Source organism: Collinsella sp. TF05-9AC, from assembly GCF_003438495.1.
In the GTDB taxonomy this organism is placed as follows: domain Bacteria; phylum Actinomycetota; class Coriobacteriia; order Coriobacteriales; family Coriobacteriaceae; genus Collinsella.
The window spans coordinates 1-11308 of the sequence record NZ_QSSH01000048.1 but is presented as its reverse complement, the minus strand read 5'-3'; the positions used below and the strand labels follow the sequence as shown (position 1 = coordinate 11308).

At 61.0% G+C, this 11308-nt stretch carries 8 protein-coding genes; 5 read left to right on the top strand and 3 right to left on the bottom strand.

The features are described from left to right. Window positions 1-88: 88 nt before the first annotated feature. Entirely contained in the window at window positions 89-967 is an 879-nt protein-coding gene (locus DXC52_RS09430) for a LysR family transcriptional regulator (RefSeq protein WP_233504929.1), read from the bottom strand. Between the two features lie 233 nt (window positions 968-1200). Between DXC52_RS09430 and DXC52_RS09425 the strand changes: the two genes are divergently transcribed. From DXC52_RS09425 to DXC52_RS09405, 5 genes are all read left to right on the top strand, one after another. Further along, window positions 1201-2082, top strand: coding sequence for an SDR family NAD(P)-dependent oxidoreductase (locus DXC52_RS09425; protein WP_117747045.1), 882 nt, complete (start codon window positions 1201-1203; stop codon window positions 2080-2082). A gap of 65 nt (window positions 2083-2147) precedes the next feature. Continuing rightward, the gene (locus DXC52_RS09420; RefSeq protein ID WP_117747044.1) at window positions 2148-3404 is read left to right on the top strand and encodes an MFS transporter; all 1257 of its coding nucleotides are present in this window, start codon (window positions 2148-2150) and stop codon (window positions 3402-3404) included. Between the two features lie 69 nt (window positions 3405-3473). After that, complete coding sequence (locus tag DXC52_RS09415; protein WP_006235665.1) at window positions 3474-4514, top strand: Gfo/Idh/MocA family protein; 1041 nt, start codon at window positions 3474-3476, stop codon at window positions 4512-4514. 411 nt (window positions 4515-4925) lie between these two features. Further along, on the top strand, window positions 4926-7073 hold the full coding sequence (locus DXC52_RS09410; RefSeq protein WP_117747043.1) for a Tex family protein: 2148 nt from the start codon (window positions 4926-4928) through the stop codon (window positions 7071-7073). Between the two features lie 123 nt (window positions 7074-7196). Next, window positions 7197-8486 carry an ATP-binding protein gene (locus tag DXC52_RS09405; protein WP_117747042.1) on the top strand — a complete coding sequence of 430 codons (1290 nt, stop codon included), beginning with the start codon at window positions 7197-7199 and terminating at the stop codon, window positions 8484-8486. 423 nt (window positions 8487-8909) lie between these two features. Here DXC52_RS09405 and DXC52_RS09400 read toward each other — a convergent pair whose 3' ends face one another. Beyond that, a complete protein-coding gene (locus DXC52_RS09400) occupies window positions 8910-9614 on the bottom strand; it encodes a transaldolase (RefSeq protein ID WP_233504928.1) in 705 nt (234 codons plus the stop codon). Window positions 9615-9940: 326 nt separating this feature from the next. Next, on the bottom strand, window positions 9941-11251 hold the full coding sequence (locus tag DXC52_RS09395) for a PTS ascorbate transporter subunit IIC (protein WP_255413406.1): 1311 nt from the start codon (window positions 11249-11251) through the stop codon (window positions 9941-9943). Window positions 11252-11308 lie beyond the last annotated feature (57 nt).

Sequence of the window (11308 nt, the reverse complement as noted above, 5' to 3'; positions counted from 1 at the left end):
GCGCGAAGCACGCGGTTGACAAAACTATAGAGACACGTCCCAGAAAAATCATCTTCGAAGTAGCTAAAAGAGCCCCGTCCCAAAAGAGCTAGTTGAGAAGCTGGGCCATGGCGTTGACGAATTTTTGTACTTGGAGGGTGGGCTCGAGCGGATAGTGCAAAAAGACCGGCACCTCTCGCCCGCACAGGAACGGCACGCCCACAAAGGCCGGGTGCACCCCCGACCATGCGCCGCAGGTGAGCACCGCGTCGCCCTTTTCCTCTGCCTCGTTAAAGAGCGCAAAGTCAAAGCTGTCCACGTCGATCACGTCTACGCCGCCGTCGGCCAACAGATCGATACGCAGACTGTCCATAGCGTCGTTGCCGTGACGGAGCACGCGCAGGCGCATGCCCTCTAAGTCGGCAACTGTGATGCGCGTCTTGCGCGCCAGCGGGCTCGTGCGCGGCAGGTCGATATAAAACGGCACGTTAACGATGCGAAGCTTTTGGCAGGCGTCGCCCCAGCGTGGAGTAGAAAAACTCGACTGCACTACATCCACCTCGCGGCCCAAGCTGCGCATGACGGATTCGCGCTCGTCATAGAGGTCGCTTACCGGCACGATCTCAAATCGCAGCGATGGTTCCAGATCGTGGATGTCCGACCACATCGACAGCGTTTGGCGCCCCGGGCACATCATCGACACGCCCAGGCGCACGGCCCCGCCATCGCCTGCCGCGCGTCGGGCACGGCGCAACGCGTCCTCGGACTGCCGCATGATCGAGCGCGCATCGTCCACCAGCAGAGCACCCGCCGGCGTCACCTTGACGCCCGAGTGCGAGCGTTCGAACAGCGTGATGCCGAACTCGGTCTCGAAGCCCGACACCTGCTTGACGAGCGCCGGAGTCGACACGCGCAATTTTGCCGCCGCACGCGAAAAGCTTCCCAGCTCCGCGGCGGCCGATATGGCCTCTAGTCGTCGATCGTACACGTCAATCTCCCGTTTTCGCGCCCGTGGCCACATGGTGCCACAGGGGGTTGTTTTCGCAGGTCACGCGCTCAATTGAGCATAAACTGCATCGCACAGTGTAAACCTACGGTTAACGCCATTCTAACAAATATGCAATTCACCTGCGCAAATGCAAAGCATACGATAACCTGCGAAAACCACGTGGGTCGATTAATGGGAACGGCCCATCGGGAGGCACAAGAAGGGAAGTTCCTATGAGCAATTGGCTTAAGCTCGAGGGCGATGTTTGCGCCGTGACTGGCGCGCTCGGCGGTATGGGCGCCGAGATCTGCCGCGAGTTCGCCCGCAATGGCGCCAACGTCGTCCTGCTCGACCTGGACGAGGAGAAGGTCAAGACCGCTGCCGCCGACCTCGCTGCCGAGTTTGGCATCCACGCCGAGGGTTACAAGATGAACGCCACCGACGAGGCCGAGGTTCAGGCCGCCGTCGATGCCACCATCGCCGACTTCGGCCGCGTCGACGTCCTTGTCAACACCGCCGGCATCCTGCGCTTTGCCGCTATGGAAGACCTGCCGCTGAGCGACTGGGAGCAGGTGCTCAACGTCAACCTCACCGGCTACTTCATCACCTCGCAGCGCTTTGGTCGCGAAATGATCAAGGCCGGCCAGGGTCGCCTGGTGCACATCTCGACCGTCGCCAGCCACTCCCCCGAGACGTTCTCGGGCGTGTACAGCTCCACCAAGGCGGGCGTCAACATGATGTCCAAGATGCTCGCCGCCGAATGGGGTCCCTACGGCGTGCGCTCCAACTGCGTCGAGCCCTGCTTCGTTAAGACCCCGATGTCGGCCAACTTCTACGCCGACCCCGAGGTCGAAAAGAGCCGCAGCCGTCTGATCGCCACGCGCCGCATCGGCGAGGTCAGCGATATCGCCAACGCCGTCATGTTCCTGGCGTCCAAGCGCTCGGACTTTACCACCGGCGACGCCATCAAGGTCGACGGCGGCTTCTCCAACATGATGGGCGACCTCACCGCCAAGCCCGGCGGCCGTCGCGCCTATGCCGACAACTACCTTAAGAACAAGGGTGTCGAGCTTTGGTCCGATGAGTCCGGCGTCGCCAAGCCGACTGACCAGTAAACCAACCTAACAGGGAGGCCCGCGGACACGCCCGCTCCTCCCCCGCATCGATTAGAAAGAGTCCAATGGCTTCCACCAACTCCAACAAGGGTCGCGCCGTCGTGCTTTCCGCCGCGTGCGTCACCATGTTCTTCATCAGCTCCATCGCGCTGTATTCCGTCGTGAGCAAGAACCTGCTCGCCGTCTACCCCGAGTGGTCCAGCGCTCTTACCTGGGCCTTCCCGGTCTTTCAGACCATCATGGCTGTGACGGGCATCTTCGCCGGCCGCATCTCCGATAAGATCGGCCCGCGCAACGTCGTGATCGCCGCCGCCGTGTGCTACGGCGTGGGCTGGTTCATGTCCGGCACCGTCACCGAGCCGTGGCAGTTCTACCTGTGGTTCTCACTCGTCGCCGCCGTCGGCAACGGTCTGGGCTATAACCCGGCGCTCACCACCGGCCAAAAGTGGTTCATCGACAAGAAGGGTCTCGCCTCCGGCATCACCCTGGCCGCTTCGACCGCCGGCCCCGCCGTGCTGTCCCCGGTGCTCGCCTCGCTGCTCATCCCAAGCCTGGGCATCTTTGGAGCCCTTAAGGCGCTCGGCGTCATCTTCTTTGTGACGATCGCCGCCTCCGCCCTGTTCCTGAAGGCCCCCGAGCCCGGTTGGCTACCCGAGGGCTTCGAGGCCCCCAAGGGCGGCGCGCACGCCGGCACCTTCGGCGACCTCACCCCGGGCGAGATGGTCAAGACCCCGCGCTTCTGGGTCCTCATCGTCACCTTCGCCTTTGCCGCCACCGCGGGCACCCTGCTCGTGGGCAAGGTTGCCTCCATCGCCGCCGTCCAGCTCTTCGCCGACCCCACGAGCGCCGCTGCCGTCGCCCTCGGCGGTGTGGTGGTCTCCGTCAACACCTGCGCCAACCTGGTCGGCCGTCTGTCCTTTGGCCAGATCATCGACAAGCTCGGCGCCTACAAGTCGCTGCTCATCAGCCTTGTCGTCACCATCGTCGCACTCGTCATCATGTCGATGAGCTTTACACAGAGCATGTTCTTCGTGGCGCTCGCCCTGCTCGGCTTTAGCTTTGGCGCCCTGCTTGTCATCTACCCGCCGCTCACCGGTGGCGCCTTTGGCACCAGCAACATCGGCGTCAACTACGGCATCATGTTTTTGGGTTACGCCGCTTCCACCTGGATCAGCCAGCCCATCACCGCCGTGCTGTATCACGCCGAGGCCGGCAGCGCCGCCTACCAGCAGTCCTTCTACGGCGCCATTGTGATCGCCGCCATCGCCGTCGTGCTCACCGTCTACATGATGGTCTCCGACAGCAAGAAGAAGTCCGCCTAGTTCTACCGATGCGACAAAGGGACTGTCCCTTTGTCGCATTCCACCGGTCACCAGTATTAAGGAGTCGAAATGTCTGAGCTCAACCCCGTCCGCATTGCCGTTATCGGCGCCGGCGCCATGGGCCGCAACCACATCCGCTTTGTCACCGAGGAGCCCGAGGCCGAGCTCGTCGCCATCGCCGACGCCTTTGAGGGCGCCCGCGCCACGGCCGAAGCCGCCGGCGTGCCGTTTTACACCGATCCCGCCCAGATGATGGACGAGGTCAAGCCCGAGGCCGTCATCATCGCCACGCCCAACGACCTACACCTGGGCGTTGCCCGCGAGGCTGTGAAGCGCAACATCGTGCCGCTGGTCGAAAAGCCGATCTCCAACGACCTCGAGGATGCCCAGGCCTTCGCCGCCGAAGCCGAGACAGCCGGCGTGCCCGTGCTCGTGGGTCAGCACCGTCGCCACAACCCCTTCGTCAACAAGGCCAAGGAGATCATCGAGTCCGGCGAGCTGGGCAAGCTCACCGTGTCGAGCTTCCACTACATGATCTATAAGAATGACGAATACTTCGATGTCGAGTGGCGCCGCAAGAAGGGTGCCGGCCCGATCCTGGTCAACCTGGTGCACGACGTCGACCTGCTCCGCTACCTGCTGGGCGAGCCCGTTGCCGTCCAGGGCATGCAGTCCAGCGCCGCCCGCGGTTTTGAGACCGAGGACTCCGCTGTGGTCAACGTCCGTTTTGCCGATGGCGCGCTCGCAAGCATGACCATCTCCGACGCCACCGCCAGCCCCTGGAACTGGGAGGCAACCGCTCGCGAGGATCCGCAGTATCGCCCCTTCGACGCCGATGCCTACTTTATTGGCGGCACTAAGGGCGCCCTGTCGCTGCCCCGCCTGCACCAGTTCTCCTACGACGGCGCCTCCAACTGGCACAAGCCGCTGCAGATGGAGATCCCGGCCGTGGACCCGGCACTGCCGCACAAGATGCAGCTCAAGCACTTTGTGAAGGTCGTTCGCCGCGAGGTCGAGCCCGTCGTGACCCCCGCCGACAACGTCAAGACGCTCACGCTTCTCAACGCCATCAAGGAGGCCGCCGAGACCGGCCAGCTCGTCGAGCTGTAATGCCTTAAGAGCGACCGCGGCAGAAGCCCCATGCCGAACCCTTCGGTCCGCCACCAACAAGCCCCTCTTCTTTACCCCGCGAGCAGCCTCTTGCCCGCGGGGCTTTTTGCTACCTTGCCGACGATTTTTCTAGGACGGGAGCTATTTTGCACCTCGGCTTGATTCGTTCGCCACGAAATGGGCCTATCTACTACGTTTAACCGATCACCCTCAAGCATGCCGAATTTCGAGAAATAAAAACCGCAGGTAGGCGGGTTGCGTATTTTCGGAAAACCGAGGGATGGTCGACCCATATGGTTCAAACGTAGTAGATAGGTCGTTTTCGTGGCGCGGCCCCAAAACAGTCTTTTGGGACGGGTGGTATCCTTGGTAGCCCTGTGCTGCAAACGCACCTTAAACGCAAGGAGTCCCATGGATCTTATCGCCCAGCTCGCCCGCGAGCTCAACCTTAAGGCCGCCAACGTCGAGGCAGCCGTCAAGCTCATCGACGAGGGCAACACCATCCCCTTTATCTCGCGCTACCGCAAGGAGGCCACAGGCGGAATGGACGACGTCGCCCTGCGCGCACTCGACGAGCGCCTGTCCTACCTGCGCAATCTTGAACAGCGCAAAGAGGACGTCCTTCTGCTCATCGACGCCCAGGGCAAACTTACGCCCGAGCTCGAACAGCAAATTCGCGAGGCCGCGCAGCTCCAGCGTGTCGAGGACCTCTACAAGCCCTACCGCAAAAAGCGCATGACCCGCGCACAGAAGGCCCGCGAGGCAGGCCTGGAGCCGCTTGCCAACATGATCATCATGCAGGCCTCGGCCAAGGGCAGCGCGCTCGACACCGCCGCGGCCTACGTCAACGAGGAAGCCGGCTTCGACACGCCCGAGAAGGCGCTCGCCGGCGCGGCGGACATCGTGGCCGAGACGGTGGCCGAAGACCCCGAGAACGTCGCCGACCTGCGCGCCTTTACGCAAAACACCGCCGACATCATCGTCGAGGCCACCGACCCCGCCGAGAAGACCCCCTACGAGCCGTACTACAGCTATGATGAGCCGCTGCGCCGTATTCCCAACCACCGCGTGCTGGCTATCGACCGCGGCGAGCGCGAGGGCAAGCTCCGCGTGCGCGTGAACGTCGACGGCGCCGCCGCCACGGCACGCCTCGGCAGCCGTTGGCCCCGACGCCAGGGCGTATTCGCGCTCGTCTTCGATGCCGCCATCGCCGACGGCTACAAGCGCCTCATGGCTCCCTCGCTGGAGCGCGAGGCCCGCGCCAAGCTCACCGTTCGCGCCCAGACCGAGGCCATCAACGTCTTTGCCAAGAATCTCGAGGGCCTGCTCTCGGCCCGCCCCGTCCGCGGCGCCCGCGTGCTCGCGCTCGACCCGGGCTACCGCACCGGCTGCAAGGTCGCCGTCATGGACGAAACTGGTAAGCTGCTCGACCACGGAGTTGTCTACCCCACCAAGCCGCGCCACGACGTCGCCGGCACCAAGCGCGAGCTCGCCCGCCTCGTCAAGAAGGACGGCGTCAACACCATCGTCATCGGCAACGGCACCGCCAGCCGCGAGACCGAGGAAGTCGTCTCGGAGTTCATCGCCGAGCAGGCGCCCAGCCTTCGCTACACCATCGTCAACGAGGCCGGCGCGTCGGTGTACTCCGCCTCCGAGCTCGCAAGCCAGGAATATCCCGACCTAGACGTCACCGTGCGCGGTGCCATGAGCCTGGGCCGTCGCCTGCAGGACCCGCTGGCCGAGCTCGTCAAGATTCCGCCCCAGTCCATTGGCGTGGGCCAGTACCAGCACGATCTTGACCAAGCCGAGCTTTCGCGCACGCTGGGCCACGTGGTGGAGGACGTCGTCAACCGCGTGGGCGTCGACGTGAACACCGCGAGCGCGAGCTTGCTGGGCTACGTGTCAGGCATCACGCCGAGCGTAGCCAAGAACATCGTTGCCTACCGCGAGGAAAACGGCGCCTTTACCGATCGCCGCCAGCTCAAGAAGGTCCCCAAGCTGGGACCCAAGGCATATCTCAACGCCGCGGGCTTCCTGCGCATCGGCGGCGGCAAGAACCCGCTCGATGCGACGAGCGTCCACCCCGAAAGCTACGAGGTGGCCACGTCCGTCCTGGAGCGCGCCGGCGTGGCGGCCAGCGAACTCAGTCGCGGCGGCGTGCCCGACATCGAGCGCCGCCTGGGCAGCATCTCGGCGCTGGCAAGCGACCTGGACTGTGGCACCCTCACGCTCATCGACATCGTCAACGAGCTCAAGAAGCCCGGCCGCGACCCGCGCGACGATGCGCCCGAGGTGGTCTTTAGCCGCTCAGCACTTTCCATCGACGGCCTGGAGCCCGGCATGGAGCTCAAGGGCACAGTGCGCAACGTCGTCGACTTTGGCGCCTTCGTCGACGTGGGCGTGCACCAGGACGGCCTCGTGCACATCTCCAAGCTGGCCAACCGCTTCGTCAAGCATCCGAGCGACGTGGTGCGCGTCGGCGATACGGTCAAGGTGTGGGTCGAAAAGGTCGACCGAGACCGCAAAAAGATCTCCCTCACCATGGTGCAGGGGAAGTAACAGAAGTGCGAGCCGCCGCCATCCATCGTTGAACCTGCAAGTTTTTCTCACCTGATGGGAAAAACTTGCAGGTTTTGCAAGTTTTTGTTACGCTCTGAGAAAAACTTGCAGATTGGACGAACGATGAACGGGCAGCCCGTAGCAAGGGATAACTACCTCAAGAAGCTGATCGCTTTTCGCGATTCAGATGTTATCAAGGTCGTCACCGGCATGCGGCGATGCGGCAAGTCAACGTTGCTCGACATGATGCGCTCCCATCTTGCCAAAGACGGCGTACCGACCGAATGCCTTCTCTCTTTTCGAATGGAATCATTCGAGCTCGAGGGAATTCGCGATTGGCGCGAGCTTTACCGTCATGTCGTCGAGCGGATGCCGTCGAGTGGGAAGTGCTATCTCTTCTTTGATGAGCTTCAAGAAGTTTCCAGCTGGGAGAAAGCCATCAACGCGCTTCGCGTCGACAAAGACTGCGACATCTACATTACGGGCTCGAATGCGTTTTTGCTCTCCAGCGAAATAGCGACCCTAATCTCAGGAAGATACGTCGAAATCAGAATGCACCCGCTATCTTTCTCCGAATACCTCGACTTCCTTGGCCCGACCGAAGTCACGAGCAGATATGCCGTCTTTGGGAGGGAAGAAATCACCCCGCTCGACGAGTTGCTCGACCGATACCTTCAATTTGGAGGTCTCCCCTATCTCGCGATTTCCGGTCTGCCCGAACGAGAGATGAAGGACTACATCTGGAGCACCTACCAGACCATTGTCGGTCGCGACATCTTGGCCCGTGAGGCCCGCCGAGGACGGAGGGCCGTAACGAGCAGAGACCTACTCGACAGAGTTTGCGCCTACCTGGCAGACAACATCTCAAACCCAACATCGATCAACAAGATCGTCGGCTCTTTGAACGAAAGCGGGACCAAAACTTCGCACGGCGCCATCGACACCTGCGTGTCGGCGCTCGAAGAAACCTATATCTTCTCCCATGCCCTCCGCTTTGACATCAAAGGGCGCGAGGTGCTCAAAACCGGAGGAAAATACTATATCGAGGACCTTGGACTCCGCGCCTACCTCGACGGTTATCGCGGCAGCGATAGCGGACGCGCCCTCGAAAACGCCGTGTATAACCGCCTCGTCATCGATGGATATCGGGTTTTCACGGGACACATGCGAAATGCCGAGATTGATTTTATCGCCATCGGCGACGGGGCGGACCGCAAGTTTATCCAAGTCACGGACACCATTGATGAGGAAGCCACGCGCAATCGCGAACTGCGCCCCTTCGAGCTGAAATCGCTCGAGAAGGTTGCCGCCGGTTACGAGAAGATCCTCGTCGTCCGTCACGGCGATCACCCTACGGACATAGACGGCATCAGAATCGTTTCGGCTGTCGATTTTCTGCTTGGGCGCTTCTAGCATCGATGTCACCCATCGCGACGATTCGTTCATCGAAGACGGAATCGCTTGACCGATTATTCGAACCTGTCCCATACGACCGTCGCCCCACGGCATGGGCAAATATACCGCTGGAGGCGCTCGATAGGCCACGTCCTGCCGAGCGCCTCTCCTTCTAAAGCGATCTGGCCGAAACTCCGAAGCGCGAAACGTCGTTCCTCTGAGCCCCACCAACAAAAATCGAGTTATGCGGCCTCGCTGGGCCACGATGACACCCCTCAAAGCGCCAAACGCAACAAATTGACGCTAGATATTCCACAAACGTCCCGTATCGGCACCCACAGAGGTACGATACGGGACGTTTTTCAGCCGCATTGCGATCTTGACAGCAATCAGAGGCCGAATAACTCGATTTTTGTTGGTGGGGCCTATTAAAGGCGCGGACTACGGCAGGATATGGAAGCCGAGCGAGGCGATATCCTTGGCAAAGCCGCGCACGGTGTCGAGCGAGACCTCGTATGGGTCGCGGCCGATGTTCTTGCGCTTGGCCAGGATGCTGTTGGGCACCGTGATAATCTGGCAGCCGCAGGCCTCCGCCTGGTAGATGTTGATGAGCTCGCGCGTGGACGCCCACAGGACCTCGCAGTTGGGCTTGGTGGCGGCCTTCTCGACCGACTCCGTCATAAACGGAATGGGGTCGACGCCGGTATCGGCGATACGGCCGGCAAAGAGCGAAATGATGGACGGCGTCTCGGCGTCAACGGCCTCGACCATCTCGTCGACCTGCTCGGGCGTAAAGATGGTGGTGACGTTGACCTTGATACCATCGGCGGAAAGCTTGCGGACCAGCTCGGCGGTGGACTCGCCCTTGGTGGTCACGCACGGAATCTTGACGTAGACGTTGTCGGCCCAGGTAGCGATCTCGCGAGCCTCGACCTCCATGGTCTCGACGTCGTCGGCAAAGACCTCAAACGACACGGACACATCGGTGATGTGCGCCAGAACCTCCTTGGCAAACGCGCGGTAATCCGTCACGCCGCCCTTCTTCATAAGGGAGGGGTTGGTCGTGAAGCCCTGAACATTGCCGTTCTCGTACATGTCGAGCATGCCCTCGAGATTTGCGCCGTCAGCGAACACCTTGATTGCCATCTGCCTGATTCCTTTCGTTTGCATAAGGCCATTGAGCTGGTAAATACTTTAGCCATGCTTACCTAGGTTTGAGCTGCAGCTTTTAAGCTTTATCGGTAAACGGTTTAGCATCTTTACCACTTTTATCAAAGACTTTCCAGCGGCAAAACGGTTTTTCGGCGCGCTGCGCCATTTCCGTTCACGGCGCTTATTTACAGCAAAACCAATCGAATCCACACTCGCTTCAAGAAAAAAGGCGGCGGCACCTCACAAGAGATGACGCCGCCTTTTCGTGTAGGAGCCGGTTATCGGAGCTCCGCCCGATTAGGGCTTAACGTATGCCTGGATTACTCTTCCTCAACGTGGTTAATCACAGCACCCTTGGTGTGGATGAAGTTGGGGACGAAGGCGACGACCAGAAGGACAGCGAGAATCGCGTAGACACCGGTGGTACCGAAGGCCTCGGCAGCGCGGCCAAGCGTAATACCAATGACGGAGAAATCGAAGTCGCCGAACGTAGTGTTCTTGAAGCCAAAGACGTCAAGAACAGGCAGGAGCAGAGCCGGGGCAAAGGTGATGAGCAGGCCGTTGACGAAAGCACCAAGAGCTGCGCCCTTGCGACCGCCGGTAGCATTGCCGTAGATGCCTGCGGTAGCACCGCAGAAGAAGTGGGGAACCATGCCCGGGATGATGAAGATGCCCAAGGTAGCGCCCACGATGAACATACCGACCACGCCACCGATGAAGGAGGCAACAAAGCCGAGGATGACGGCGGTGGGAGCATAGGGGAAGAAGACGGCGCAGTCGACGGCGGGGATGGCGCCGGGGATCAGCTTGTTGGAGATGCCCTGGAAAGCCGGGACCAGGTCGGCAAGGATCATACGAACGCCGTTGTAGACGATAGTGACACCGACGGCGAAGGACAGGGCACAGGTCAGGGCGTAGACGATTACATTGTCGCCGCCAGCGGTCTTGGTAACGACCGCAGGATCTGCGATGTAAGCGGCGAAAGCGGTAACCAGGTAGAAGAAGGCCATGGTAAGAGCCGTGGAGATGGTGGTGTCGCGCAGGAAGGAGAACTTCTCGGGAACCTCGATCTTCTCGGTGCTGTTCTCCTCGGCGTCCTTAGCAAAAAGCGTACCGACTGCAGCGGAGATGTAATAGGCGAGTGAACCGAAGTGGCCCATGGCGATTTCATCGCCATCGGTAACCTTCTCGGTGAAACGCTGACCAACGGCGGGAAGCATAGCGCTCACGAGGCCCAGGAACATGCCGCCCACGATGACAAGCTGGACATCCTGGAAGCCAGATGCCTGCAGAACGGCAGACAGCAGGCAAGCCATGAACATGCTGTGATGGCCCGTCAGGAAGATGTACTTAAACTTGGTAAAGCGGGCAATGATAATGTTCACGACGTAGCCGAGAATCAGGATCATCATGGTCTGAACGCCGAGGACGCTCTGAGCCATCGAAACGACAACCTCGTTGTTGGGCACGACGCCGGTGATGTGGAAACCGGTCTCGATGAAGGTACCCAGCGGAGCAAGGTTCTCCTGAACAACAGCGGCGCCGGCAGACAGCATGATGTAGCCAAGGATCGGCTTCAGGGTGCCTGTCATCACCTTGTGGGCGGGACGCTTAAGCGCGACAAGGCCCACAAAAGGGTTGATTTCCGATCTCAGCCGAACACATTAGGCGGACAGGCCGTTCCCGCA

Excerpts from the sequence above, each read along its gene's own strand:
- DXC52_RS09420 (WP_117747044.1), top strand. The coding sequence starts at position 2,148 with ATGGCTTCCACCAACTCCAACAAGGGTCGCGCCGTCGTGCTTTCCGCC.
- DXC52_RS09400 (WP_233504928.1), bottom strand. The coding sequence starts at position 9,614 with ATGGCAATCAAGGTGTTCGCTGACGGCGCAAATCTCGAGGGCATGCTC.
- DXC52_RS09405 (WP_117747042.1), top strand. The coding sequence starts at position 7,197 with ATGAACGGGCAGCCCGTAGCAAGGGATAACTACCTCAAGAAGCTGATC.
- DXC52_RS09425 (WP_117747045.1), top strand. The coding sequence starts at position 1,201 with ATGAGCAATTGGCTTAAGCTCGAGGGCGATGTTTGCGCCGTGACTGGC.
- DXC52_RS09415 (WP_006235665.1), top strand. The coding sequence starts at position 3,474 with ATGTCTGAGCTCAACCCCGTCCGCATTGCCGTTATCGGCGCCGGCGCC.
- DXC52_RS09410 (WP_117747043.1), top strand. The coding sequence starts at position 4,926 with ATGGATCTTATCGCCCAGCTCGCCCGCGAGCTCAACCTTAAGGCCGCC.